Source organism: Streptomyces tatrensis, from assembly GCF_049310065.1.
GTDB lineage: Bacteria > Actinomycetota > Actinomycetes > Streptomycetales > Streptomycetaceae > Streptomyces.
In genome coordinates this window covers 4,976,835-5,003,471 of sequence record NZ_JBMDLB010000011.1, presented here as the reverse complement: position 1 = coordinate 5,003,471, position 26,637 = coordinate 4,976,835, and the positions used below count along the sequence as shown (strand labels likewise).

General features: G+C 70.2%; 19 protein-coding genes and 3 pseudogenes. 14 read left to right on the top strand and 8 right to left on the bottom strand.

The window, feature by feature from the left end:
• Positions 1-167: 167 nt before the first annotated feature.
• Positions 168-2,099 (top strand): VWA domain-containing protein, encoded by a 1,932-nt coding sequence (locus tag ACODT5_RS38665; RefSeq protein WP_422523677.1) that lies wholly within the window; start codon positions 168-170, stop codon positions 2,097-2,099.
• Positions 2,100-2,188: 89 nt separating this feature from the next.
• Here ACODT5_RS38665 and aspS read toward each other — a convergent pair whose 3' ends face one another.
• The gene (gene aspS / locus ACODT5_RS38660; RefSeq protein WP_266879572.1) at positions 2,189-3,994 is read right to left on the bottom strand and encodes an aspartate--tRNA ligase; all 1,806 of its coding nucleotides are present in this window, start codon (positions 3,992-3,994) and stop codon (positions 2,189-2,191) included.
• 148 nt (positions 3,995-4,142) lie between these two features.
• Between aspS and ACODT5_RS38655 the strand changes: the two genes are divergently transcribed.
• Positions 4,143-6,380, top strand: a complete 2,238-nt coding sequence (locus tag ACODT5_RS38655) for a SpoIIE family protein phosphatase (protein WP_422523676.1) — start codon at positions 4,143-4,145, stop codon at positions 6,378-6,380.
• A gap of 38 nt (positions 6,381-6,418) precedes the next feature.
• Positions 6,419-7,462, top strand: a complete 1,044-nt coding sequence (locus tag ACODT5_RS38650) for an AI-2E family transporter (RefSeq protein WP_422523675.1) — start codon at positions 6,419-6,421, stop codon at positions 7,460-7,462.
• Positions 7,463-7,469: 7 nt separating this feature from the next.
• On the opposite strand, the pseudogene ACODT5_RS38645 reads toward ACODT5_RS38650, so the two are convergent.
• The 3 genes and pseudogenes from ACODT5_RS38645 to ACODT5_RS38635 form a co-directional block, all read right to left on the bottom strand.
• Positions 7,470-8,809 (bottom strand): annotated as a pseudogene (locus ACODT5_RS38645) (APC family permease).
• Positions 8,810-9,168: 359 nt separating this feature from the next.
• Positions 9,169-9,651, bottom strand: a complete 483-nt coding sequence (locus ACODT5_RS38640; protein ID WP_422523674.1) for a hypothetical protein — start codon at positions 9,649-9,651, stop codon at positions 9,169-9,171.
• A 100-nt stretch (positions 9,652-9,751) separates the two neighbouring features.
• A complete protein-coding gene (locus tag ACODT5_RS38635) occupies positions 9,752-10,381 on the bottom strand; it encodes a TetR/AcrR family transcriptional regulator (protein WP_422523673.1) in 630 nt (209 codons plus the stop codon).
• A gap of 129 nt (positions 10,382-10,510) precedes the next feature.
• Between ACODT5_RS38635 and ACODT5_RS38630 the strand changes: the two genes are divergently transcribed.
• Both ACODT5_RS38630 and ACODT5_RS38625 read left to right on the top strand, forming a co-directional pair.
• Positions 10,511-11,404, top strand: a complete 894-nt coding sequence (locus ACODT5_RS38630) for an NAD(P)-dependent oxidoreductase (RefSeq protein WP_422523672.1) — start codon at positions 10,511-10,513, stop codon at positions 11,402-11,404.
• Positions 11,405-11,513: 109 nt separating this feature from the next.
• Positions 11,514-11,885 carry a response regulator transcription factor gene (locus ACODT5_RS38625; protein ID WP_422523671.1) on the top strand — a complete coding sequence of 124 codons (372 nt, stop codon included), beginning with the start codon at positions 11,514-11,516 and terminating at the stop codon, positions 11,883-11,885.
• Here the strand turns inward: ACODT5_RS38625 and ACODT5_RS38620 are convergent.
• The 3 genes from ACODT5_RS38620 to ACODT5_RS38610 form a co-directional block, all read right to left on the bottom strand.
• The gene (locus ACODT5_RS38620) at positions 11,858-12,424 is read right to left on the bottom strand and encodes a DUF3152 domain-containing protein (RefSeq protein ID WP_422523670.1); all 567 of its coding nucleotides are present in this window, start codon (positions 12,422-12,424) and stop codon (positions 11,858-11,860) included. The two genes, ACODT5_RS38625 and ACODT5_RS38620, sit on opposite strands and share 28 nt — an antisense overlap.
• Positions 12,425-12,715: 291 nt before the next feature.
• Positions 12,716-13,618: a hypothetical protein gene (locus ACODT5_RS38615; protein ID WP_422523669.1), complete on the bottom strand. Its 903-nt coding sequence runs from the start codon at positions 13,616-13,618 to the stop codon at positions 12,716-12,718.
• Positions 13,619-13,768: 150 nt separating this feature from the next.
• Positions 13,769-14,164: a hypothetical protein gene (locus tag ACODT5_RS38610; RefSeq protein WP_422523668.1), complete on the bottom strand. Its 396-nt coding sequence runs from the start codon at positions 14,162-14,164 to the stop codon at positions 13,769-13,771.
• A 262-nt stretch (positions 14,165-14,426) separates the two neighbouring features.
• Here ACODT5_RS38610 and ACODT5_RS38605 point away from each other — a divergent pair, with 262 nt between their 5' ends.
• The 4 genes from ACODT5_RS38605 to ACODT5_RS38590 are packed head-to-tail and all read left to right on the top strand — an operon-like array spanning position 14,427 to position 18,503.
• The gene (locus ACODT5_RS38605; protein ID WP_422523667.1) at positions 14,427-14,921 is read left to right on the top strand and encodes a hypothetical protein; all 495 of its coding nucleotides are present in this window, start codon (positions 14,427-14,429) and stop codon (positions 14,919-14,921) included.
• Positions 14,918-16,519 (top strand): peptidoglycan-binding protein, encoded by a 1,602-nt coding sequence (locus ACODT5_RS38600; RefSeq protein WP_422523666.1) that lies wholly within the window; start codon positions 14,918-14,920, stop codon positions 16,517-16,519. Before ACODT5_RS38605 ends, ACODT5_RS38600 begins: the two co-directional genes overlap by 4 nt.
• On the top strand, positions 16,516-17,226 hold the full coding sequence (locus ACODT5_RS38595; RefSeq protein WP_422523665.1) for an ABC transporter ATP-binding protein: 711 nt from the start codon (positions 16,516-16,518) through the stop codon (positions 17,224-17,226). Before ACODT5_RS38600 ends, ACODT5_RS38595 begins: the two co-directional genes overlap by 4 nt.
• Positions 17,223-18,503 (top strand): ABC transporter permease, encoded by a 1,281-nt coding sequence (locus tag ACODT5_RS38590; protein ID WP_422523664.1) that lies wholly within the window; start codon positions 17,223-17,225, stop codon positions 18,501-18,503. Before ACODT5_RS38595 ends, ACODT5_RS38590 begins: the two co-directional genes overlap by 4 nt.
• Before the next feature lie 92 nt (positions 18,504-18,595).
• Here ACODT5_RS38590 and ACODT5_RS38585 read toward each other — a convergent pair.
• Positions 18,596-19,369 (bottom strand): annotated as a pseudogene (locus tag ACODT5_RS38585) (pirin family protein); the annotation flags it as partial.
• Between the two features lie 45 nt (positions 19,370-19,414).
• Here ACODT5_RS38585 and ACODT5_RS38580 point away from each other — a divergent pair.
• The 5 genes and pseudogenes from ACODT5_RS38580 to ACODT5_RS38560 all read left to right on the top strand — a co-directional run bounded on the left by ACODT5_RS38580 (position 19,415) and on the right by ACODT5_RS38560 (position 26,569).
• Positions 19,415-21,202, top strand: coding sequence for a recombinase family protein (locus tag ACODT5_RS38580; protein WP_422523663.1), 1,788 nt, complete (start codon positions 19,415-19,417; stop codon positions 21,200-21,202).
• A 338-nt stretch (positions 21,203-21,540) separates the two neighbouring features.
• Complete coding sequence (locus ACODT5_RS38575; protein ID WP_422523662.1) at positions 21,541-22,200, top strand: recombination directionality factor; 660 nt, start codon at positions 21,541-21,543, stop codon at positions 22,198-22,200.
• A gap of 484 nt (positions 22,201-22,684) precedes the next feature.
• A complete protein-coding gene (locus ACODT5_RS38570) occupies positions 22,685-24,034 on the top strand; it encodes a DUF3631 domain-containing protein (protein ID WP_422525160.1) in 1,350 nt (449 codons plus the stop codon).
• Between the two features lie 394 nt (positions 24,035-24,428).
• A complete protein-coding gene (mobC, locus tag ACODT5_RS38565) occupies positions 24,429-24,884 on the top strand; it encodes a plasmid mobilization relaxosome protein MobC (RefSeq protein WP_422523661.1) in 456 nt (151 codons plus the stop codon).
• Positions 24,885-26,569: pseudogene (locus ACODT5_RS38560) on the top strand (relaxase/mobilization nuclease domain-containing protein). It begins immediately after the preceding gene.
• The last annotated feature ends 68 nt before the right edge of the window (positions 26,570-26,637 follow it).

Sequence of the window (26,637 nt, the reverse complement as noted above, 5' to 3'; positions counted from 1 at the left end):
CGGCAGTTCGGGGGCGGAACGGGTGTGTTTGAGCAGCGGGCGCCACGAAAGGTGCCCCTCCCGAAGTTCCAGCCAAGGGGCCGATAACCTTACGTGTCCACTCTGGGCAGGGATCTACCGCGCAGCACGGACAAATGATGCACGCACTCATGCGAAAGGCCTGGCCCATGGGTATTCGGAGCTTGTTGCGCAAGGTGTTCGGACGGACCTCTGAATCGGTTCCGGAGACGACCGGCACCACTTCGGCGGCCCTCCCGAGCCAGACCGAACGCACCCCCCTGGACGCGGCGGCCGAGCTGGTCGCCGCCTCCTTCGACAACCCCACTGTTCCCCCGCAGTCCACCCCCCGGGACCTCGAACCGGGCACGGTGCTCACCGCCCCGGCCCCGGCCCCCACCCCGGACCCCACGGTCCCGGAGGCCCGCCGCTCCCCCAGCGGCGGTTCGTCGGCGACCCCTGCGGCCCCGTCCGCAACGAAGGCCCCGGCCCCCACCGAAGCGGAGCCCGCAGCCGCCGAAGCGGAACCGGCAGCCGAAGAGGAAACCCCGGCAGCCGAAGCTGCGACCGAGCCCGAGATCGCGGCCGAAGCCGAGGTTGCGGCCGAAGCCGCAGCCGAGGCCGAGGTCGTGGCCGAGGCTGAGGTTGTCGCCGAGGCTGAGGTCGTGGCCGAGGCTGAGGTCGTGGCCGAGGCTGAGGTCGTGGCCGAGGCTGAGGTCGTGGCCGAGGCTGAGGTCGTGGCCGAGGCTGAGGTCGTGGCCGAGGCTGAGGTCGTGGCCGAGGCTGAGGTCGTGGCCGAGGCTGAGGTCGTGGCCGAGGCTGAGGTCGTGGCCGAGGCAGCAACTGAGCCCGAGGCCGCAGTCGAGACTGTGGCCGAGGCCGAGGTTGAGCCCGAGGCCGCAGCCGAGGCCGAGGTTGTAGCCGAGCCCGCAGCCGCAGCAGAGACTGTCGCCGAGCCCGCAGCCGCAGCAGAGACTGTCGCCGAGGCCGAACAGGCCGCCGAAGCAACGCCGGAGCCGCTCGCGGCCGAGGCGGACGCCACCGCGCCCGAGGCCGCAGCCGAGCCCGAGGCCGCCGCCGAGGTGGCGGAGGCCGAAGCCGAGCCGCTCGCCGCTCCGGCGGCCGAGGCGGAGCCCGAGGCCGAAGCGGCCGCTGTCGCCGCCCCGGCGGAGCAGGCCGAAGCCGCCGAGGCCGAGCCCCTCACCGCCGAGGCGGAGGCCGACCCGGCCCCGGCCGCGGCGCCCGAGGAGGAGCCCGCCGCCGAGGCGCACACCGAGCCGCAGGCCGACGTAGCGGCCCCGGAAGCGGACACCGCGCCGGAGCCGGAGCCCGTGGCGGCCGACGCCGAGGCGCCGCAGGCGCAGGACACCGCCGAGGCGGAGCCCGTGGCGGCCGAGGCCGAGGACGAGGACGAGCTCCTCACCGCCGATGCCGCCGAAGGCGGCCCCGCGCACACCCTCGCCGCCCTCAAGCGGCAGGCGCCCCCGCTGGCGGCCGCGTACAAGGCCGCCGGACAGGCCCTGAGCACCAAGGGCAAGGCCGGCGCCCGCGCCACCGTGTTCCTCGTGCTCGACCGGTCGGGCTCGATGCGCCCGTTCTACAAGGACGGCAGCGTCCAGCACCTCGCCGACCACGCCCTCGCCCTCGCCGCGCACCTCGACGAGAACGCCACCGTCCACACGGTGTTCTTCTCCACGGACGTGGACGGCACCGCCGACCTCACCCTCGACGGCCACGACGAGACCTGGGTCGAGGCCCGCCATGCGGAGCTCGGCCGCATGGGCCGCACGAGCTACCACGTGGCCGTGGAGGCCGTCCTGGAGCGTTACCAGAAGGACGGCGGCGAGGGCCCGGCCCTGGTCGTGTTCCAGACGGACGGCGCGCCCGACAACGTCCGCCCCGCCCGCCAGGCGATCGCCGACGCCGCCACCGCGGCCCCCGGCGTCCACTGGCAGTTCGTCGCCTTCGGCGAGCACGAGTCCAAGGCCTTCGACTTCCTGCGCAAGCTGGACGCCGACAACGCCGGCTTCTTCCACGCCGGCCCCGCACCGGCCGAACTGACCTCGGCGGCCCTCCTCAAGGGCCTGCTGGAGAAGTTCTAGGAGCAACGCGAGAAGGGCCCGGGATCCGCTACGGATCCCGGGCCCTTCTCGCGTACTACGGCTACGGCCTACGGCCCAAGGCCTACGGCCTACTGGTGCGGCTTGACGGCCTTGTCGACCGGCTCGCTCGTCTTCGTCTCCACCGGCTTGCGCAGCGCGATGTTCAGCTCGCGCAGGCGGGACTCCTCCAGGATGGTGGGCGCGCCCATCATCAGGTCCTGCGCGTTGCCGTTGAGCGGGAAGGCGATGGTCTCGCGGATGTTCGGCTCGTCGGCGAGCAGCATGACGATGCGGTCGACGCCCGGGGCGATGCCGCCGTGCGGCGGGGCGCCGAGGCGGAAGGCGCGCAGCATGCCCGCGAACTCGCGCTCGACGGTCTCGGCCTCGTAACCGGCGATCTCGAAGGCCTTCAGCATGACCTCGGGCTCGTGGTTGCGGATGGCGCCGGAGGACAGCTCGATGCCGTTGCAGACGATGTCGTACTGCCAGGCCAGGATGTCGAGCGGGTCCTTCTCCTCCAGGTCCTTCATGCCGCCCTGCGGCATGGAGAACGGGTTGTGGGAGAAGTCGATCTTGCCGGTCTCCTCGTCCGCCTCGAACATCGGGAAGTCGACGATCCAGCAGAAGCGGAACACGTCCTCCTCGAACTGTCCGGCGCGCTTGGAGGCCTCGACGCGGACGCCCGCCATGATCTTGGAGACCTCGTCGAACTCGCCCGCGCCGAAGAACACGGCGTGACCGGCGGCGAGGCCCAGGCGCTCGGTGAGGACCTTGACGTTCTCCTCGGTGAGGAACTTGGCGATCGGGCCGGTCAGGCCGCCGTCCTCGCCCACGCGGACCCAGGCCAGGCCCTTGGCGCCCAGCGAGATCGCGTACTCGCCGAGGCCGTCGAAGAACTTGCGCGGCTGGGCGGCGGTGTCCGGGACGGCCAGCGCGCGCACGTGCTTGCCGGCGAACGCCTTGAACTCCGAGCCCTCGAACACGTCGGTGATGTCGACGAGCTCCAGCTTGGAACGCAGGTCGGGCTTGTCGTTGCCGTACTTCATCATCGACTCGCGGAAGGGGATCCGCGGGAACGGCGAGGTGACCGGGCGGCCCTTGCCGAACTCGGTGAAGATCTCCGTCATCAGCCGCTCGATGGGCTGGAAGACGTCCTCCTGCTCGACGAAGGACATCTCGACGTCGAGCTGGTAGAACTCGCCCGGCGAGCGGTCGGCGCGGGCGTCCTCGTCGCGGAAGCAGGGCGCGATCTGGAAGTACCGGTCGAAGCCGGAGATCATCAGCAGCTGCTTGAACTGCTGCGGCGCCTGCGGGAGCGCGTAGAACTTGCCCGGGTTCAGGCGGGACGGGACGACGAAGTCACGGGCGCCCTCGGGGGAGGTCGCGGTGAGGATCGGGGTCGCCATCTCGTTGAAGCCGAGGGCCACCATCTTGGAGCGGATGGAGGCGATGACGGCCGAGCGCAGCATGATGTTGCGGTGCATGCGCTCGCGGCGCAGGTCGAGGAAGCGGTACTCCAGACGGCGCTCCTCGTTCACCCCGTCGTCGGTGTTGATGGTGAAGGGCAGCGGGGCGGCGGCGCCGAGCACCTCGACCGCGGTGACCTCGACCTCGATGTCGCCGGTGGCGAGCTCGGGGTTGACGTTGTCCGCGCCGCGGGAGACGACCTTGCCGTCGATGCGGACGACGGTCTCCTTCGTGACGCTGCTGAGCGCCTCGTTGGCGGCCGTGCCGGGGCGGGCGACGAGCTGCGTGATGCCGTAGTGGTCACGCAGATCGATGAAGAGGATGCCGCCCAGGTCTCGACGATTGTGCAGCCAGCCGCTCAGCCGGACGTCGGAGGCGACGTCGGAGGCACGAAGCTCGCCGCACGTGTGGGACCTGTACCGATGCATCAGTCATCCAGTTCTACGTGATACCAGGGTGGATTCAACCGTCCCAAGGTTACCGTCCGGGACCGAAGCCCGTGCGGGCCCGCCCGCCGGGCTGGTGACCGGGGTGGTGAACAGGCACGTCAAGCGGATGACCTGTAAAGATGGCCGGGTGCGCACAGAGGACGTCCTGGCCGCCATCGCGACCGGTTTGTGGCGATGGGACAACGCGTCCGGGACGGTCACCCTCGACAGCGAGGCCGCCCGGCTGCTCGGGCTGCCCGCCGAACCCGTCGCGCTGCCCGAGGTCGCCGTGCGCTCGCGCTTCCACCCCGTGGACTGGAACGAGATCAACGGCATCGTGAACCTCGCGGTCGCCGAGGGCACCCTCGCCGAGGCCCGGCTGCGGATCATGGACGAGGACGGGCGCGTGCTGCGCACCGTGCGCAGCCGCTCGAAGCCCCTGGAGAACCGCGCCCCGGACGGCCGCGTCGACTACGAGCTGATCGGCACCATCCAGGAGATAGCCGAGGCCCAGCCCGGCACCACGGCCGTGCACACCCCGATCACCGGCGACTGGCGCCGCTCGCGCGAGGCGTTCCTGCTCGACGCGGGGCGGGCGCTGGCCGAGGCCCGCTCCACCGCCGAGGTGCTGCGGGTGGCGGCCTCGCTGTCGATGCCCGGGTTCATCCCCGACGGTCTGGCCGTCTTCGGAGTGTCCGGCGACCGGCTGTCGATCATCGGGCACCACGGGCACGATCCCGGGGACGAGGGCCCCTTCGCGGAGATGCCGCTGGAAACCGACTACCCGGCCGCGGAGGTCGTCCGTACCGGGCGGGCGATCTACCTCCCGAGCCCCGACGACTACAAGCGGCGCTTCCCGGCCACCTGGCCGCTCGCCCAGCGCTTCGACCGGATCTCCTGGGCCTTCCTGCCGCTGATCGTCGCCGGCCGGACCATGGGCGCCTGGATGGCCGCCTTCAAGCACCCGGTGTCCTTCTCCCCCGACGAACGCTCCGTGCTGACGACGGTGGCCCGGATGCTCGCGCAGGCCCTCCAGCGTGCCGGGGTGGCCGAATCCGAGCGGGAGCTCACCACGGGCCTGCAGCGGTCGATGATGCCGCAGCTCGGCCCCGAGATCCCCGGCATGACCCTCGCCGCGCGCTACGTGCCGACCGGCGGCGGGCTCCAGGTCGGCGGCGACTGGTACGACATGATCCCGCTGCCGTCGGGACGGTTCGCGCTGGTCATCGGCGACGTCCAGGGCCACGACGTGCGGGCGGCCGGGCTCATGGGCCAGCTCCGGATCGCGGTGCGCGCGTACGCCTCCGAGGGCCACCGGCCCGACGCGGTGCTCTCGCGCGCCTCCCGCTTCCTGGCGGGCCTGTGCTCGGAACAGGAGCAGGACACCGGGTCGGACACGGGCCGCCCCGGTACGGGCGGCGTCGGGGGCGGCGGCAGCGGCGCGGACTCCGACTTCCAGAGCCCGCGCTTCGCGACCTGCCTCTACGTGGAGTGCGATCCGCAGACCGGCCTGCTGGAGGTGGCCCGCGCCGGGCACCCCGACCCGGCGGTGCGGATGGCCGACGGCACGGTCCTGATGCGGCCCACGGCGGGCGGGCTGCCGCTCGGCATCGTGCCGGACACCGACTACCCGACGACGCGGTTCACCCTGGAACCCGGCGAGACGATGATGCTCTGCACCGACGGGCTCATCGAGACGGGCGGGCACGACCTCGACACGGGCTGGGCCCGGCTGCGGGCCATCCTGGAGTCGCAGACCCCGGACCCCGAGACGCACGGTTCCCAGGACATGGACCCCCGCCACCTGGAGCGGCTGGCCGACCTGCTGGTCCAGGCGGTGCACGGCCCCTCCTCGCACCACACCACCGGTCCGCTGGCCGACCGGCGCGAGGACGACATCGCCGTCGTCCTGCTCTGCCGCGAGGGCGAGGGCTGCGGCTGCGAGACCCCGCTGCTGCACCCGTCGCGGCCGGCCCGGCGCACCATGACGACCGTCGCCCAGGCGGAGCCGGAGCGGGTCGCGGGGGTCCGCCAGCAGATCCGCGAGCTGCTGCACGACTGGGCGGACCCGGAGCAGGTCGACGCGGCGGTGCTGATGGTCTCCGAGATGCTGACGAACGTACTGGTCCACACGGACGGGGACGCGCTGCTGATCGCCGAGGCGGTGGGCGAGCTCGGCTCGCGCCGGCTGCGGGTGGAGGTGGCGGACGCCTCCGACGAGCTGCCGCACAAGCGGCACCCGGGAGAGATGGCGTCGAGCGGGCGGGGCGTCCTGCTGCTGGAGATGCTGGCGGACGACTGGGGCGTCGACCCGCGCGGCGAGGGCAAGTCCACGTGGTTCGTACTGAACGAACGTTCCAAACCCGAACCCGACCCGCTGGACTGACCTCCGGGCGGCGGGGCCCGGCCGTGTTTGGATGAGCCGTGCCGACAACTCCCCTGCTGCCCGAGCCCGTACGCCGCCTCGCCGCCTGGTGCGTCGTCGTCCTCCTCGCCACCGCCGTCCTCGCCCTCGTCGTGTGGCTGTGCACCGTCTTCCGGACGGTGGTCACGCCCGTCCTGCTCGCCGTGCTCGGCACCGCCCTGCTCGGGCCGATGCACGGGCGGCTGGTCCGCATGAAGGTCAACCGCTCGCTCGCCGCGGCCCTCACCTGCCTGACCGTGGCCGCCGTGGTCGGCGGGGCCGGCTACGTCGTCGTCCTCGCGCTCATCGAGACCGGCGACCAGATCATCGACTCCCTGCGGAAGGCCGGCACCGACCTCGCGAAGCACTTCGGGGCGCTCGGCACCTCCCTGGAGGACGTCGCGAAGAACTCCAAGGACCTGCTCACCAAGTTCGGCGGAACGGCCGCCTCGGGCGTGGTCACCGGTCTCAGCGTGGTCGCGACGATGATGGCGACGGCCCTGCTCGCCATGGTCCTGATCTTCTTCTTCCTCCGCGATTCCGACCGGGCCGTGAGCACCCTGCGCTCGATGGCGCCGCAGCGCTCGGGCGACCTGATGGAGGCCATGGGGCGGCGCGCGTACGGGGCCGTCGAGGGCTTCATGCGCGGGACCACCTTCGTGGCCCTGGTCGACGCCATCCTGATCGGCGCGGGTCTGCTGATCCTGCAGGTCCCCGGAGCGGTGGGGCTGGCCGCCCTGGTGTTCGTGACCGCCTACATCCCCTACCTCGGCGCCTTCCTCTCCGGCGCCGTGGCGGTCCTCGTCGCCCTCGCCGACCGCGGCTGGGTGATCGGCCTGTGGGCCCTGGGCGTGGTGCTGGCCGTCCAGATGATCGAGGGGTACATCCTCCAGCCCATGGTGCAGAGCCGCACCGTGCAGATGCACCCGGCGGTGGTCATGCTGGCGATCACGGCCGGAGCGAGCGTCGCCGGCATCCTCGGAATGCTCCTGGCCGTACCACTGACCGCGGCCTTCTTCGGCGTGGTCTCGGAACTGAAGTCCCGCTACGCGACGCAGGCCTGATGGCCGGTCAGCGGGTGAAGGAGTCCGCCTCGCCCGGCTCGGTCTCCAGGGCCCGGCGGTCGAACATCAGCATGCCGAGGTAGAACAGGCCGCCGAGCAGGAGGAGGCCCACCACGATCACCACGGAGACGAAGGCCTCCTTCGGGGTCACCAGGACGAACAGCGCGACGAGCGTCCACAGCAGTGCGCAGATGGCGACCGGCAGTTCGAAGCGTCCCAGGTCGAAGGCGCCCTTCTTGCGGCTCAGGCGTCCGCGCACCGCCAGGTAGAGCACGATGGTCGCGCCGTAGGTGACCGCGGGGAGGATGGTCGAGGCCGTGATCAGCTCCAGCAGCGCGGCTCCCGGCAGTGCGACCATCAGGACGACCCCCAGGGCGAAGACCAGCACGGTCGCCGGGATCGGCGTCCGCGTGCGGGGGTTGACCCGCCGCATCAGCTGGTGGGCGGGGAAGCGCGCGTCGCGCGACATCGCGAAGACGAGCCGCGAGCACGAGACCATCACCACGATCCCGGCGCCGAAGAACGCGATGGTGATCGCGACCAACAGCGTCCTCTCCATCACCGGACCGAGCTGGTCACGCATGATCGCCGCGACCGGTGAGCCCTCGGCGCTGATGCGGGGGATGTCCTCGATCGCGACCGTGAGCGTGATCAGGAACAGCATGCCAAGAACCCCGGCCGCCACGACCGACCCCACGATCGCGCGCGGAACGGTGCGGAACGGGTCCTTGGCCTCCTCGGCCAGTTCGCCGCCGAGTCGAAGCCGACGAGGGTCGCGAGCCCCATGATCATCGCAAGCATCAGCCCGCCGCCGACCGCGAAATAGTCCGGGGTGTTCTCGACGACACCACGCGAGGTGAGGTTGCCGACCGCGCCGTCGCCCGTGACGGCCACCGCGATGACGAGCCCGATCGCCACCACCACGACGAGCGCCAGCTCGAGCCCCACCGCGACCGTGTTGATCAGACTGACGAGACGCGTGGAAGCCACGGCCAGCACGGTCTGGACGAGCAGCACCACCAGGGTGATCAGGCGCGCGGCGCCCTCGTCCGGCGCCATGCCGGCGAGCGGCATGAACGCCTGGCCGGCGAGCGCGTTGTCGACCGCCACCACGCCGATCGCCAGGTAGCAGAAGGTCAGCCAGCCGAACCACCAGCCGATCTTCGGGCTGGCCAGCCGCGAGGCCCACTGGTACGAGGAACCGCTGAGCGGGATGCGGGCCGCGAACTGGGCGACCACCAACGCCACCAGGGTCTGTCCCACCGCAGCGACGATCCACAACCAGATCCCGACCGGCCCGGCGGTCAGCAGGACTTCGTCGAACGTCGCGAAGATGCCGACCGCCACCGAGATGAACGCGAACGAGATCGCGAACACCTGGAAGGAGCCGAGCGTCCGCTTCAGCTCCTGCCGGTAGCCGCCGGCTTCGACGGATCCCGCATCACTCCGGGCACCGGACGATGGCTCCACCACCGCGGCCACCTCCTCGAAGGGTCCGTCCGAAGGTCCGTCCGAAGGTCCGTCCGAAGGTCCGTCCGAAGGTCCGTCCGAAGGTCCGGCTTCCTCGCGGGGCGTCGGACTCCAGCCAACCGCTCGAGGGTGGACATCCGTGGAGGCACAACCGCCGTCACCTCGTCTTTACGTGGTGCAGAGCAGTCGACGGCTCGTCGATGAAGGGTCCCCCGGCAAGATTCGGAAGGGACGACCTACGCCCTGGGCCGCCGGAACCAGGCCGCGCTCTCCTTCTTCAGGCAGCAGGACAGCACCACGGCGGTGAAGGCCAAGCTCGGCCCGGACGTCCCGTCTCCGTAGATCAACCCGAACAGGGCATTCGCGCCGATGAGTGCCGCGATCACGATGGCGGTGATACGGACGCCGTTCCCACCCTTGCGGAACCTGAGGCCGGTCACCAGGCAGGCGACGGCGGTGAGCAGGGTGATCAGACCGACGACCAGGAGAACCCCGGCGGTGAGCCCCGCCTCGCCGGTCTCGTCCGCGACCGTCCCGGCGGAGGTGAGCACGAGGATGGAGAGCCCGATCACGAAGTTCAGGCCCGCCCCGGCGAACATCGCGATCCGCGCGGTCTTCACCGCCTTCGGCATCTCCTGCGGGACGTACGCGCCGCCGGCCCCCACGGGGTACGGGCCGGCGTGGCGCGTCGGAGGGTAGGGAGGGGGTTCGGTGTTCAACTCGGTCTCTTTCGCTGGGCTGATCGGCTGTGCTGCGCGTATGCCACGGATAAGCCAACAGCCTCCCGTCGCCGCCCCGGCCCGCCGAAGGTCCTGATGATCAATCCGATCGCCCCAGCGCTGTTTCGGAGGCGTACGAGGAGACCAGGCGCGCGAGGTGCCGGCCCGCCAGGAGGAGGGGGGTGCGGCTCCGGGTGACCTGGGAGGTCATCTCGGCGCCCTCCAGGGTGTTGATCACGGTGACCGCCAGGTCGCGCGCCTGTGCCTCCGGGTGGCCGCAGGCCAGGAGCTTCGCGGCGACGAGCTGCTGCCAGTTCGCGAAGGCCTGGGCGCAGGCCGCCTGGAGCTCCGGCAGGCGGCCGACCGATTCCAGCGCCGTGGGCGTCACCGGGCAGCCGTCGCGCCAGTCGGATGCTTCGAGCGCCTCGGCGAGCAGCTCCGCGACGGCCTCTACGGCGCGCACCGGGTCCGCGTGGGCGGACAGCGCGGAGCGGAGCATCTCGGCGAACTCCTCGTCGCCGAAGTGGATCGCGGCGACCGCGAGCTCCTGCTTGCCGCCGGGGAAGAAGTGGTACAGCGAGCCGAGGGTGGCCTCCGCCTCGCGGACGAGCTGCTTGACCGGCGCGTTCTCGTACCCGCCGTGCTGGAGCAGGCGCGAGGCGGTGCGGACCAGCCGCTCCCGCGTCCCGAGTCCGTCCGCCGCGGCCGTCTTCACCTCTGCTGCTGCCATGGGAGGAACCTTACCGCCGATTCTAGATAGAGCGTTCGTTCTAGTGCGTGCTACGTTCGTTCCTGAGCGCTGGATAGAGCGTTCGCTCTAGAGACTCGTCACAGACATCGACCCGAGGAGAGCTCTGCCATGAACCAGCCGACGCACCAGACCCCCCACCAGGTCACCGTCATCGGACTCGGCCCCATGGGCCGGGCCATGGCCGCCGCCTACCTGGACGCCGGGTACGAGGTCACCGTCTGGAACCGCAGCCCCGGCAAGGACACCGAGCTCGTGGCCCGCGGCGCGCGGCGGGCCGCCGGCGCCGCCGACGCGGTCGCCGCGAGCGGGCTGACCGTGCTCAGCCTCATCGACGTGGACGCCATGTACACGGCCCTGGCCGGCGCCGACCTCGGCGGCCGGGTCCTAGCCAACCTGTCCTCCGACGTACCCGACAAGGCCCGGGCGGCCGCCCGCTGGGCGCAGGAGCGCGGGGCCTCGTACCTCACGGGCGGGGTGAACGTACCGCCCACCGGCATCGGCCAGGAGGGCTCGTCGATGTTCGTCAGCGGCCCCGAGGACGTCTACGCCGCCCACCGCGCGGCGCTCGACCTGCTCGCCGCCACCGACTACCGGGGTGCCGACGCCGGGTATGCGCAGCTGTACTACCAGCTCAACATGATCATGTTCTGGACCGCGTACACCGGCTGGTACCAGGCCCTCGCCGTGGCGAAGGCCAACGGCCTGACGGCCGCGGACATCGTGCCCTACGCCGGCTACACGGCCGACACCATGCGCGGCTTCTACGAGGGGGGCGCCCCGCTGATCGACGCGGACGCACACGAGGGCACGTACGAGCGCCTCGCCATGTGCGCGGCGAGCGTGGAGCACATCCTCCACACCGCCGCCGACTCCGGCGTGGACACCGCGATCCTGGCCGCGCACGCCGACCTGTACCGCCGCGGAGTCGCCGCGGGCTTCGGCGCCGACAGCAGCTCACGGCTGATCGGACTGCTGGGTGCGGACGCGCCCCGGAACCGGTAGGAGCGCCACCCGTTTTCCTTTCGGAGGAATCAATGGTGACAACTCATCGGTAATGTGGGAAGTCACCAATGCTTCGACCCATATCGAAAGGTTAAGCTGAAGTAAATTCTTGACGTTCCCTGTTGCGGAAGATGTAGATTACTTGACTCCACTTTGCACTTTCTGCCAACTCGACGAACGGGACCAGTTCGACAAGGAAACAGAATGGATTCGTCAGGGATTACCTCGCATATTCGATCTCTCCGATCGGGAACTCCAGGTGTTCCATTTGCTGGCGTGGGGCCCCTCGAATGACGAGCTCGCGGAGCGTGTCGAGACGGCTGTCCGCACGGTGAAATTCCATCTGGAGAACATCCGCGGCAAACTGGGCGGCCTGTCCCGCACCCAGACGTGCATCCTCGCGGTACATCACCGAATAGCCACCTGCTCCACCGGGCACGGATGCGGAGTTACTCACGGCACGGAAGGCCCTCTTACATAGCGGCCGTTCGTGTCGTACGGCCACGCGTTTGACCGGCAGGCACCCAGCCCCTTGATCTGCTGCATCATCGCGGGTGCGAGTGCGCCGGGACCGGCGCAGCCCTCGTGCCCGCGGCCTATTTCGTGGCCCACTTCATGGTTGATGATGAGTGCCCGGTACTCCTCGACCGGCCCGTCGAACTGCGGGGAACCCTGCACCCAGCGCTTCAGGTTGACCACGACCGTGTGTCCGGTCCGGCAGTTCACATTGCCGCGGCTCTCCGGCGTGGTCACGTCGCACAGACGGTCGGTGGTCCCGGGCGTGGCCACTTTGACCGTGAAGTCCACGGGCCCCGAGGAAACGAGCTGGAATCCGTACGCGTTGTTCCTCGTCCAGCCGCGCGGATGCCCGAGGACGTCGGCCACTGCTCGCGCGGTCTGCGGCCCGCTCAACTGGATCCCGTCCTCGATCTCCACCCGGTAGCGCCGTATCCGCCCCTGCCCCTGGGCCTTGCCCTGGGCCTGCGCGACCTTGAAGGTGCCCGGGCCGGTATCCGGCACGGCGGTGCCGGGAGTTGCCGACGGAGAAGGTGACGGCGGCGGCGAGGCCGAGGCCGAGGGGGACGGTGAAGCAGAGGGCGACGGTAAGGCCGTGGGTGTGGGCGCCGGGCTCCCGCTCGGCTCCACCAGCGCCTGCTGCACCGGCGGTTCGGACGGTGTCGGCCGGAGCACGATGACCGCCCCCGCCCCGGCGCAGGCCGCCGCCGCCACGACTGCGGCCGCCACGGCGTGTTTCCTCCTACGGCGCCGTAATGCGACAGGGGTCGGCCGGGCTGCTCGCTTCCCCACGGGTCAGGACGCGGCGATCAGGGAGGCGGCGAGCTTGATGCGTTCGTCGAGCTGCTTCTTCGCCCGGTCCAGGGTCTCGGCGTTCTGCTCGACCAGCCGCTTCTGGTAGGCGGTCTCCACCGTGTACCAGATGCCCACCAGGTTGGTCTCCTTCTTGCACTGCACGTCCTGCTTGGCGATGGCGATCGCCTTCGGGCCGCTGAAGTTGGAGTCGTCGATGCCGGGTGGCGGGCCCATCGGGCTGTCCACGGTGTACCCGGCCTTCCCCATGCACTCGCTCCACGACTTGATGGCCTTGCGCACCCGGCTGTCCTCCTGGGAGCGGGCGTAGCCGTCGAAGCGGAAGTTCTGCGAGACCATGATGTCCACCGAGTCCTTGGACGGCGCGTACAGCTTGAGGAAGCTTTCGCGCCGGCAGCCGCCGGCCGGAACCTTCTGCCCGCCGACGACCGTGGCCGCCACATCGGACTTCTCCGCTTCTTCCTGGTTCATCGGGACCGGCAGGGAGGGGTCTACCTCCAAACCGCCCAGCACCAGCTTCTCGTTGGGCCCCATGGGTTTCTGCGGCGGCTTCTGGGTGCGGCCGATCTCCGGGTTCGTGTAGCCGTACTGGGCCGCCTCGGCGGCATCGGAGAGTCCGTACCGTCGGCCTTCGTCGCCGGTGGCCGCCGAGCCGGCCGACCGCCGCAGCTCGTAGCGGAACCCGTAGCGCCGCATGCACTGGTCGACGAGTACGTCCTGCGCCTCGTCGAGCAGCCCGCTCTGCTGGGCGTTAGGCTCGTAGGAGGCCAGGGGGAAGGCGAGGGTCTTGCTTTCGAGCAGCACCGGCACGGCGCCGATCGGGGGTTCCTCGCCGGAGTCGCCGCCGCCCGACTGTGAGCACCCGGTCAGAAGGAGTGTCAGCACGGCTGCGGACACCGTCAGGGCAGTAGGTACGGGACGCGGCGCGAACATAAGACTCCGATGCGGGGACGGCTAGGATGCGGAGCACGGCAGCTCCGCGCGGCGTATACGCGCGGAGCTGCCGTGTCGCTTGCGAGGTCTAGGCGGATGTGCCTAGGCGATGTAGGCGGAGGAGATGGTGTTCTTGAAGGTCGAGCTGGCGTTGCCCTTGTAGCCGGCCGGGATGAAACCGTCGGTGCCCCCACCGTTCCAGTCGGTGTGCACGCTCCACCGCAAGGAGTCCTGGTTCGAGTAGGACTCGGTGTTGTCGTTCGTGGTGGATCCGGCGCAGCTCTGCGAACCCTTGAAGTAGTCGTCGGCGAAGTTCGTGTCGGAGACATAGAGGTCGAAGACCGAGTTCTGCTGGTTCTGGAAGCAGAACAGGCCGAACTCCCCGGACGTGAGCCAGCCGTCCTTGCCGGCGGCCGAGGCCGTACCGGCGCTGACGCCGATGGTGCCGAGAATCAGGCCGGCAGCCGCGACGGCACGCAGGGAATTACGAAGCTTCATCAGTCATCTCTTTCATTAAAGGCGTTGTGACTTTCGATGGTCTAGGTCTAGGCCAATTGCAGGCCGCTCCCTGACCGTCAACGAGTGGATCACGCCATGGCGGGCCTTTACAACTGTCCTTGAGCACAGGTGCGCGATCACGCCATGGCGTGATTCCCACCTGTACTCGAGTACAGGTAATGCGATCGCGTTTGTCACTTAGGGTGTCGGTGATACGCGACGCCTCAGGAGGACTGCTGTGCCATTCCGACGAGCCCGATTTGTGGCCGCCCCAGCTTTGCTTTCGACCGTTCTCCTGCTGTCCGGCTGCTCGGGTTCGCCCTCCGCTTCGCCCTCCGTTTCGGCCTCCACTTCTGCTCCGCAATCCGGGCAGTCCAAGGGAGCGGTCGATCCGAAGCAGGCCGACTTTTTCCAGTGCCTCAAGGAAAAGGGGCTGCCGATGAAGGAAACGGATTCCGGTATTCCGGTCGTGGATTCGAGCAAGGCGGATCTGACCAAGGTCAAGGAAGCCGAAGCCGCCTGCGAGAGCCGCCGGTCGGTTCCGCCGGTGACCGCCGAAGAGCTCACCGCGGCGAAGACGTTCACCGCTTGCATGCGGGCGAACGGGGTGGCGAACTTCCCCGATCCCGATCCGAAGACTGCCCAGCACGACATGGAAGAGCTCGGCCTGAAGGAGTCACCGGAGGGGGGCAACGCCTTGAAGAAGTGCGGTGGCCGGCCCCAGTCGGTGACCAGCGGGCAGGGCGCCACCGGATGACGGGGGACACGGGGGCCACAGGGCCCATGGCGGCGATAGGCCCCGCAGAGCCCGCCGGGGAGTCCGAAGGCGCTGAGCCCTCCGCCGGTCTGTCCCGGCGCCGCACGTGGGTGGCGGCCGTGGCCGTGGGGGCCGTACTGCTGTCCGCCGCCGGTGTCGCCGCCTCGCTGGTGATCAAGTCGCCGGCACAGACCGCTGCCGAGGCCGGTCCGCCGCCGTTGGACGTGCTCGTCGCGCGGGTGGAGAAGCGGGTGTTGCGTGACACCGTGATCGTGCGCGGGACGGTCACCTCCGCCCAGGCCGTTCAGGTCACCCCGACGGTGGCGGGCGGGGAGGGTTCCGGTCCTCCCGTGGTCACCAAGGTCGCCGTTCGTCCAGGCGATCCCGTCCTGGCGGGCAAGGTGTTCCTGGAGGTGTCCGGCCGCCCCGTCTTCGCGCTCCCGGGCGCACTGCCGGTGTACCGGGACCTGAAGCCGGGTGCCACCGGTGATGATGTGAAGCAGCTCCAGAAGGCCCTCGCAGGGCTCGGCCACGGCACGGGATCCGACCGGTCGGGCACCTTCGGCGCGGGTACGAAGGCGGCGCTGGCCTCCTTCTACAAGTCGATCGGCTACGACCCGCTGCCCGCCGTCGCCGACCGGGGTGAGGCCGTGAAGTCCGCCGAGGACGCGGTCACTTCGGCCGAGCGTTCCGTGGAGGACGCCAAGGCCGCTGCGAAGGCCGCGAACACGGGTTCCTCGGGCGGTACGGGGAGTACGGGTTCCTCGGGCGCTGAGGGCTCCAAGGGCACCTCGGGTTCGGGGAGTACCGGTGGCAAGGGGTCCGGTCAGGACGCTGCCCGGTCCGTGGCCCGTGCACAGGAGGACCTGGCCAAGGCCCGCGAGCGCCTCACCGAGGCCCGTGCGGCGGCCGGTCCCATGGTTCCGGCCGGCGAGGTCGTGTTCCTGGAGTCCTTCCCCGCGCGTGCGGACACGGTCAGCGTCCGCCCGGGCTCGCCGGTCAGCGGCGCCGCGATGACCCTGTCCGCGGGCGCGCTCGTCGTACGCGGTCAGCTTGCCGAACATCAGAAGGGCCTGGTCCGGGCCGGGCAGAAGGTCGAGATCCTCTCCGAGACCAGCGGGGTCACGGTGGCCGCCGAGGTGCTGTCGGTCGCGGACACCGCGTCGGCGCCACCCGCCGCGCCGAACGGCGGCCAGGGGGACGGGCAGGGCCAGCAGGCTCCCGCTCCCGGCGGTCCGAGCGGGTACGAGATGCTCGTACGCCCCCTCGCCGCGCTGGACTCCAAACTCGCGGGCCAGGACGTACGGCTGACCGTGGAGGCCGCCGCGACCGACGGGAACGCGCTGGTCGTTCCGGTGACCGCTGTCTCCGCGGGAACCGACGGCCGTACGAGCGTCACCGTCGTGGACGGCACGGGAACCCAGCGCCGCGTCGAGGTCCGGCCCGGCACGACCGGCGACGGCTACGTGGAGATCCGGCCCACCGGGGATGGCGTGATCGCGGATGGCGACTCGGTCGTCATCGGAGTCAACCCGGGCGTCGCGAACAAGCAGACCGGCGACAAGCCCAACGGCGGCAAGAGCGGCGGCAGTTCATGACCGTGGCCGAGGTAGTGGCCGAGGTCGTGCCGCCCGTGATCGAGTTCCGGCAGGTGGGCCTCACCTACCCGGGCCCGCCTCCGGTGGCCGCCTTCAAGCCGTGTGATCTCACCATCCAGCGCGGCGAGTTCGTCACCGTCGTCGGACCCTCCGGCTCCGGCAAATCGACGTTCCTCAACATCGCCGGCCTGCTCGACGCACCCACCACCGGCCACTACCTCATCGACGGCATCGACACCGGCGCCCTCGGCGACAACGACCGGACCGCGCTGCGCGGGCGCCGCATCGGATTCGTCTTCCAGTCCTTCCACCTCCTGCCCCACCGCTCGGCCCTGGAAAACGTCGCCCTCGCCATGCTCTACAACAGCGTCCCCCGCAAACAGCGCCCCGCCCGCGCCCGCGAAGCCCTCACCCGCGTCGGACTCGCCCACCGCCTCGACGCACTCCCCTCCCGCCTCTCCGGCGGCGAACGCCAACGCGTCGCCATCGCCCGAGCCCTGGTCGCCCGCCCCTCGCTCCTGCTGTGCGACGAACCCACCGGAAACCTCGACTCCGCCAACGCCGACACCGTCCTGGCCCTCCTCGACGAACTCCACGCCGACGGAATGACCGTCCTGGTCATCACCCACGACCAGGAAGTCGCCGCACACGGCGGCCGAACCGTCACCATCCGCGACGGCATCCTGCGCGAACAGGCCCCCGCATGAACCTCCCCCAACTCCGCCAACTCGCACGGCGCCGACGCCCCACCCGCGCCGCTGTCCGTATCGAACCCTCCCGCTTCACCGCCCGCGACAACGTCTCCGAAGCCTTCGCCGGAATCCTGCAACGCCCGGCCCGCTCGGCGCTGACCGCACTAGGAACCGTCCTCGGCGTCGGCACCTTCGTCGCCGTCCTCGGCCTCACCGCCACCACCTCCTCCCAGATCGACGCCCGCTTCAACCTCCTCACCGCCACCGAAGTGACCATCGAGGACATCGCCCAGGAGAAGGACAACTTCGCCGGACCCGGATTCCCCGCCGACGCCGACGAACGCGTCGAGCGGCTGGGCGGAGTCCAGCACGCCGGCGTCTTCTACACCGTGCGCCTCGACGACACCGCGGGCGGCGTCCGCTCGGCCCCCGTCGGCGGCACCACCAGCGAGGGCGACAGCACAGGCGTGATCGCCGCGTCACCCGGCGCCCTACGAGCCGCCGCCCCGACCATGGCGCAGGGCCGCCTCTACGACGAGTACCACTCCAGCACCAAGCAACGCGTGGCCGTCCTCGGCTCGTCCGTCGCCGCACGCCTCGGCATCACCACCCTCGACACCCGCCCCGCCGTCTTCATCGGCGACGAGCCCTTCGCCGTGATCGGAATCATCAACGACGTCCAGCGCAAGCCAGACCTCCTCCTCACCGTCACCGTCCCCCGCACCACCGCCGAGGACATCTGGGGCCCGCCCGAGAGCGACGGCACCAGCATGCTGATCGCCACCGACATCGGCGCCGCCCAGCAAGTCGCCCACCTCGCCCCCACCGCCCTGCGCCCCGACCACCCCGAATACCTGAAAGCCGTACCACCACCCGACCCCCGCACCCTGCGCTCCGGAGTCACCTCCGACCTTCAGCAGCTCTTCCTCATCCTGGCCGGGATCTGCCTGATCATCGGAGCCGTAGGCATCGCCAACACCACCCTCGTCGCCGTCCTCGAACGCACCGGCGAAATCGGCCTACGCCGCGCACTCGGCGCCCGCGGCCGCCACATCACCACCCAATTCCTCGCCGAATCAGGCACCCTCGGCGCCCTCGGCGGACTCGTCGGCACCTCCCTGGGCACCCTCACCGTCCTCACCATCGCCGTCCTGCGCGACTGGACCCCCGTCATCCACCCCACCACCGTCGCCACCGCCCCCCTCCTCGGCCTCCTCACCGGACTCCTCGCCGGCCTCTACCCCGCCTGGCGCGCCGCCCGCATCGAACCCGCAGAAGCACTGAGACGCTGAGGCGCTGAGGCGCCGACGGGGGCACTACACGGCGAAGCCCCAGGCCAATGGCCTGGGGCTTCGCCGTACGGGGCCGGGGCCGGGGCCCGGGTTCAGTCCTCCGCGGCCTCGCCCGTGCCGCGGTGGCCGAGGCCGGTGCGGGCCGTGGTGGGGATGCGGCCCAGCCGGCCCGCCTGGAAGTCGTCGAACGCCTGCTGCAGCTCGTGCTTGCTGTTCATCACGAACGGCCCGTAGTGCGCCATCGGCTCCCGGATCGGCTGCCCGCCGAGCAGGACGATCTCCAGCGCGGGGGCGTTGGAGTCCTGGCCCTCGTCGGCCCGCAGGGTCAGCGAGCCGCCCTCGCCGAAGACCGCGGTCTGCCCGGTGTGGATCGGCCGCCGGTCCTCGCCGACCGAGCCGCGCCCCGCCAGTACGTACGCCAGGGCGTTGAAGTCCTCGCGCCACGGGAGGGTGATCTGCGCGCCGGGCGCGACCGTCGCGTGGATCATCGTGATCGGGGTGTGGGTGATGCCGGGGCCCTGGTGGCCGTCCAACTCACCGGCGATCACGCGGAGCAGGGCGCCGCCGTCCGGGGTGGAAAGCAGCTGGACCTGGCCGCCGCCGATGTCCTGGTAGCGCGGGGGCATCATCTTGTCGGAGGCGGGGAGGTTCACCCACAGCTGGAGGCCGTGGAAGAGCCCGCCGGACACCACGAGCGACTCCGGCGGTGCCTCGATGTGCAGCAGGCCGCTGCCCGCGGTCATCCACTGGGTGTCGCCGCCGTTGATGACTCCGCCGCCGCCGTTGCTGTCCTGGTGGACGAAGGTTCCGTCGATCAGGTAGGTGACGGTCTCGAAGCCGCGGTGGGGGTGCCACGGGGTGCCCTTGAGTGAAACCAGTTGGGGGACTGAAAAACTCGCTAGAGTCCCCCCATGAACAGACCAGGGGTGGTGACCGGCATGGACATCCATGCAGGGGTCTATGGGCGTCAGTCCGTGGGGCGGGCCAACAAGTCCGAGGTCAGTACCGTCACGCAGCGCGCGGCGGGTGTCGCCGAGGCGAAGCGTCGTGGCGCGGTCAGCATCACCGAGTACGAGGACCTCGGCATATCCGCGTTCACGGGCGACGAGCGCCCGGACTATGACCGGTTGATCAAGGACTGCCATGCGGGCCGGATCAACCTGATCACCGTCTACTACATCAGCCGCCTGTCCCGGATGGATCCGCTGGACGCCATCCCCATCGTCACGGAGCTGCTCAACCTCGGCGTGACGATCGTGAGCCTCACCGAGGGCGAGTTCCGCAAGGGCAACCTGATGGACCTGATCCATCTCATCCTGCGGCTCGACGCGGCCCACAGCGAGAGCAAGAACAAGAGCGACGCCGTACGGGCCGCCAAGAAGGCAGCGGCTGAACTCGGCGGCTACCTGGGCGGCAAGCCGCCGTACGGCTTCCGCATGGTCCCGGTGACGCGCCTGACGTCCGAGGGCAAGCCCGTGGTAATCCAGGTGCTGGAGCACGAGCCCGACGAGGTGCTGGTGATCCAGGACATGTGGGCGAGGATCAAGAAGCACAAGGACATGCCCTACAAGCCGGGGGCCGGGCGCCGGCACCCGGGATCGCTGACGGGTATCTGCGCCCAGATGACGGCGGACGGGGTACCGACCAAGGGCCAGAAGGTCGGCAAGAAGACGAAGGACAGCGTCTGGGACCCGAAGACGGCGATGCGCATCCTCCGCGACCCGCGTATCGCGGGCTACGCGGCAACGCCGGTCTACAAGCGCCGCGAGGACGGCAAACTGACCAGCACCATCGAGAGCTACCGCATCGAGCGCGACCCCGAGACCATGGAACCGGTCGCGGTCTACCTGCCGATCATCCCGCCCGACGACTGGCACGAACTCCAGGAGTGGCTCGACGGCCGGGGTCAGGGCAAGGGCCTGTCGCGCGGGCACGCCGTTCTCTCCGCCATGGACGTCCTGTTCTGCGACTGCGACGCGGTCATGACGTCGCACCGCGCGACCACCCCGGCCAAGGCCGCGTACCGGTGCCGCCGCCGGAAGGCCCTGCCGGGCCAGCACGAGGGCGAGTGCACCATCAGCATGAAGTCCCTGGACCTGTACGTGGCCCGGCGGATCTTCGGCCTCATCCAAACGGCAGAGGACGATCCCGAGACGGCGGTGATCCTCGCGGAGGCCGCCCGTAGGTACGCGGCTCAGACCGAGCAGCCCGAGATCGTGGGAGAACGCCGCAGCCTCGTCGCCGAGCGCGCCGACGCCAAGCACGCGTTGGAGGAGCTGTACGACAACGATGAGGCCGGCGACTACGCCGACCCGGTCGGCCGGCGGCGCTTCCGCGAGCGCCGCGAGCGGCTCCTCGGTCGCATGGAACGAGCGGAGGCACGTCTCATCGAACTGGAGGAGGCAGCGACGCCCACGCTCCCGATCCACCTGTGGCTGCCGGTCGGCGCGGGAGACGTCGACCCCGTGGGCCAGGGGTCCTGGTGGGAGGCCGCGACGACCCCGGAACGCCGGGACTTCGTCAAGCTCTTCGTGCAGCGGATCACGGTCGCCAAGGCAGCCGGCGCGGGGAAGTCGTCCCCGGTCGAGCAGCGGACGGTCATCGAATTCGTACGGGCGGAACAGGCCGAGGAGGGGGAAGGCCAAGCCAGGGAGTCGGCATCTCCGGGGTGCGCGGAGCAGTTCGCAGTAGCGGTCTAATCCGCTGATGGGCCAGTGAAGACGGGGCAACATACACCCAGATCCCCGGTTCACCTAACCGGGGATTTTCCAGATCATTGAAGTAATCCTGACGGCACGAGGGCAGGCACACTCCTGCTCGCGCGCCGGCCTACCTTCAAGCAACCTGGAGCCGTCGCTTGCACAACCCTGCCCCTGGGGTCACCCCGCCCACCCCTCCCCCTGTCGCCCCCGAATATTCCGGCCATCACGGCCGCTTCCCGGCCTCCGCGCATGACCATCCCCGTTCGCATGCCACTCGTCGTCGTCAACGGAACGCCCTTCCGCACACACGCACGGAGTCCGGCACGACTGAGCAAGTGGCGGGCGAGTTCGACTTCGGCCGAGTCATCGACGGCAAGCTGCTCTCCCAGCCGGTCTGGTGCCTGCTCACCGCGTCGGACCAAACCACGGAGTACGTCGCCGGCATCTTCGGCGTCGAACCACAGCGGCGCCTGGTCAATGGATCGGAGCACCTTGAGGTCGTATCGGAGGAGGCCAGCCTCCGAATCGTCCTCGACGGGCCGGGGAACCTGACGACGCAGATGAAGTCGTGGGACTCCCGCGGCCTCGCGCACCACTGCAACGGGTGCACGTTCTTGTCGCCTGCGCCCAGGGCTGGTCGGCTCTGTGGGTGCCCACAGCTCATGTCAGAGCGCAAGGCGCGGGCCAGGCGCGGCCAGGGGCCTCAGCCCGTCACCACGCTCTCGTTCCGGCTGTTCGATGCCCCTGGCCTCGGCTTGTTCCGCTTCAGGTCCTCATCGTGGCGCTTCGCCGAAACGGTGGGCGGGATCCGCGCTCAGCTCACCAATGTGGCTGGCCCTTCCCTCTGCGACCTGGCCATTGAGGTAGTCGAGTTCACCACCAGCAACGGCCGCCAGGTCTGCTACCAGAAGCCGGTCGTCAGGGTGCTCGGCCGTTGGGTGCCCAACGCGACCACAGACTCGGACACCGACCTCGCGGGACAGACTCCGGCCTGACCGTCTCCTTGGCCGGCGGTGCGAGTCCGCCCCCTCTCCACTGATCCGTCATCACCGCACGAACCCACCCGGCGCAATGGCCCCTGCCCGCGCCAGACAGGAGCACTATGGATGACACTTCCCCCACCCCTGCCTCGGCGAACAAACCCGCCTCGACCGCGTTCGTCATACCCGGCCAAACATTTCTACTGCTCGACGGGGAACACGACGGTCCCCGATCCCTCGGTCCCCAAGGTAGTGCCCTCACCCACGGCGCGGGCGGTCCCCAGAGCCCCGGTCCCGGAGACCATCACGGTCCCCACGCCTCGGGTCCCCGGCAGACGACAGCAGAGGACCGGTCCCCGAACCAGGCGGTCCCCACGCCTCGGGCCACCGGCTCCGTCCCCGAAACTCTGGAGAACCAGCAGGTCGGAGCCGTGGGGACCGGTCCCCACGGTCCCGTAACCGGTGAGCCTGCTCCTGCGGTCCCCGGACCGGGGACCAACTGACAGCATCTGGTCCCCGTACGGCGGGGTTACAGAAGGGGAGCGGTCCCACCACTACCCGGGTCCCCGCGCAGGGGACCGGTCCCCAAAACTCTGGGGGACCGGCAGATGGCGCGGGCCAAGACGGCAGTGAAGGCGCACAGCTCCTGGACGAGCTGCGGGCAGCGATCGGCCGGTACGTGGTGCTGCCCAGCCCGGAGGCGTTGACCTCGGTCACCTTGTGGGTGGCTGCCACCCACATCCAGCCGGCGCTCCAGCACGCGCCCCGCCTGGCGGTGGTCGGGCCGACCAAGGGGTGCGGCAAGTCACGCCTCTTGGACGTCCTCCACGAGACCGTCCATCAGCCGATGATGACGGTGAACACGTCTCCGGCCGTCATTTTCCGGATCATCGGCAAGAACCCGCCGACGCTGCTGGTCGACGAGGCCGACACCATCTTCGGGCCCAAGGCAGGCGACAAAGAGGATTTGCGCGGCCTGTTGAACGCCGGGCACCAGCGCAATCGGCCCGCCTGGCGCGTCGCGGGCCCGGACCACAAACCTACCGCGTTTCACACCTTCGCCATGGCCGCATTGGCGGGTATCGGAGACCTACCGGACACGATCATGGACCGGTCGGTCGTGATCCGCATGCAGAAGCGCAAGCCCGGCGAACAGGTCTCACCGTTCCGTTCGCGTGACGCCGTCCCCGAGTTGAACGCACTGCGCCAGCACCTGGCCGCGTGGCTGACCCCGCTACGCACCACCGCCTCGGGCCTGGTGCCTCCGATGCCGGTCGAAGACCGTGCTGCGGACACCTGGGAACCCCTGATCATCGTCGCGGACATGGCCGGTGGGCATTGGCCCGCCCTGGCCCGCGCGGCATGCCTGGGCATGACACGGCACGAGGTGGGCCAGGACGCCGAAACCACGCTAAAAACAAGGCTGTTGCGCGACATCCGGCGCATCTACGCCGATCGCAGTAACCCAGCCGCCCTACCCACCGTCGACCTGCTCGCCGAGTTGGTCCAGGACCTCGACGCGCCCTGGGCGGAGTACGGCACAAAGGGCCTGAGCTCCTACCACCTGGGCCATCTACTGAGGGACTTCGGGATCAGTTCGGCCAACCAACGCTTCGAGAACGGCAGGCAGGCCAAGGGCTACATCCGCAACCAGTTCCTGGATGCGTGGGCCCGGTACTGCCCCGAGCCCATCGCCCCCGCCGAGCCCGCACCGAACACGTCTGGCCCCGCGCAGCCGGCCCCGCCGGTCGCGAACCCCACACCCATGCAGACGCCACGCGTGCCCCCTGCCCGACCGATGCCGCCCCCACCGCCCGGTCTGCCGGGCGGCCCAAAGCGAGCCCGCTGACCCGGACCCTGGGTCCGTCTCACTCCGTCGCATCCGTCCCCGCGCAGATCAGCGCGGGGACGGCGTTCCCTCTCGGGACGGAGAGCTCCGTACCTGAACCCCAATCCGTACCTGCCCTGACCAGCCACGGGACGCATGCAACGCACGCGACGCGTCCCACCCACCAAGCCGTCCGGAGTCCCTCGCAATGCGCGATCAGCCAGCTCTCACCACCTCCCGCGAACAGCAGCAAGCGACCTCGACCCCAGCCACCAACCGGGCAGCAAGGTATGGCGTTGGACCGTCCAAGGGCCGGTCCAACACTGCCTCCGCCCCAGGGGTGGCGGAGGGGCTCCGGCGCGAGGGCGCACCGGAGCAGGAGGGGCCGAACGTCTGCGTCGACGTGCCTGCCGTCGTGCCCGCTGTGCGTGCCGCTGACGCTGCCGCGCTGTACCGCGTCGCCCACCGACGCGCCCGTCAGGAAGTCCAGCGCACCCAGCGTGTCGACGTCCGCTACAGCCACGCCGAAAAGACCGCGATCCACGCAGAGGCCCGTCGCCTGAACCTGGCCGGCGCGCACTTGGTCGGTGCGATCGTCATGGCCTACCTCGACGGCGCCTTCGAGATGCCGGACAAGCGCACGTCCCACGATGACCTGATCGACGAACTCGCCGCCCTGCGTACGGAGATCGCCCCGATCGGCCACAACGTCAACCAGATCGCCAAGAAGCTCAACTCCGGCGGAAATCCACACCCAGTGGACAGCGCCGTCCTGGCCCAGGCGGAACGCCTCCTCGGCCTCGCCCATACGACAGCCGACGTCATCGTTGCCGCTATGACGAAGACGGCTGTCGCGAAGAGGGTGGCCTGATTGATCGCGAAGATCGGCAAGCGCGGCGCCGACACCCGAGGCGTCCTGACCTACCTGTACGGGCCCGGCCGCGCCAATGAACACACCGACCCCCACCTCGTCGCCTCCTTCGACGGCTTCGCCCCCGACCCCGGCCGAGACGAGACCGCCACCCTCGCCCAGCTCGCCGCCCTCCTGGACCTGCGCGTCCTACAGGCCGGCGACCGGGCCCCCAACAAACACGTGTGGCACTGCTCGGTCCGGGCCGCACCCGAAGACCGCATCCTCTCCGACGACGACTGGGCCACCATCGCCCGCCGGGTCCTGAACGCCACCGGCATCGCACCCGCCGGCGACCCCGACGCCTGCCACTGGGCCGCCATCCGCCACGCCGACGACCACATCCACATCGTCGCCACCAAGATGCGGGGCGATCTGCGCCCGCCCCGGAACTGGAACGACTACCTGCACGCCGACAAAGAACTCGCCGCCATCGAGAAGGAATACGGCCTGCGGCAAGTCCTGCGCGGAGACCGCACAGCCGCCAAACGCCCCACCCACGCCGAAAAGGAGAAAGCCCACCGCACCGGGCATTCCGCCACACCCCGCGAACGCCTGCGCACCACCGTCCGCACCGCCATCGGCGCCGCCACCACGACCGAAGAGTTCTTCGCCATCCTCGGCGGCACGAACGTCCTGGTGGACATCCAGCACTTCCCTTCCGGTGACATCCGCGGATACAAAGTCGCCATCCCCGGCGACGTCAACAAAGACGGACAGCCCGTCTGGTTCTCCGGCTCCAAGCTGGCGCCAGACCTCTCCTACCCCAAGATCGCCGAACGCCTCGCGAAGAGCACACAGCAGGCGGGCCAGCAGCCGACCATCCGGCCTTCGGCCTGGAAGCGGGCCACAGAAGCTGTCGGCCAGATCCCCGACCTCCTCGACCACAGCGAGGATGCGACTGGGCAGGCGACGTCGCGGTCCTCGCCGAAACTCTCGACATCCTCCCCCTGGCCGCACCCCACCACCTGCAACGCCAACTTGTAGAGGCAGCAGCTGCGTTCGAGCGTGCCAGCCGCTCCCGTATCCGTGCCCAACACCAGCAGGCCCACGCCACACGATCGGCGATCAAGGCGATCGTCCGCGAGCCCGCACCGAAGGACGGGGCAGCACTCGCGATGCTCCTGGACGCCGCACTCCTGGCGGTCGTCGCCGCCCGGCACTGGCACCACACCCGCCACCACGACCAGCAAGCCGAAGCCGCCGGCCAGAGCGCCGAGCACCTGCGCGCCGCCTACCAGGCGGCTTCCGCCCAGCCGATCGCGGTGATCCGCCAGCGCGGCCTGCACCTGACTGTCGCGCAACACCAGCAGCAGGCCGGCACCCTGCGCCAGGCACTGCCCGAGCTCGCCGAACAGGTCCTGGCCGAACCCGGCTGGCCCGCCCTGGCCGCCACCCTCGCCGACACCCAGAACGCAGGCCACGACCCGGTCACCCTCCTGGCCGAAGCCACCCGCCGCAGGGAGCTGGACAGCGCCACCTCCGTCAGTGACGTCCTCACCTGGCGCCTGCGCCGCCTCGCCGACCTGCCCGCCGCGCCGGAAAGCGCCCAGGCCACGCCCGCCCGAGGCAAGCACGGCACCCCCACCCCGACGCCTGCACAGCCTGCGAACACGGCAGCGACCGACCGCACGCGTCGGCGCTGACCGCAGCAAGCGCGGCGAAAAGTAGCCGACGATCCCCGGTTAGCCAAACCGGGGATTCTCCAGACCAT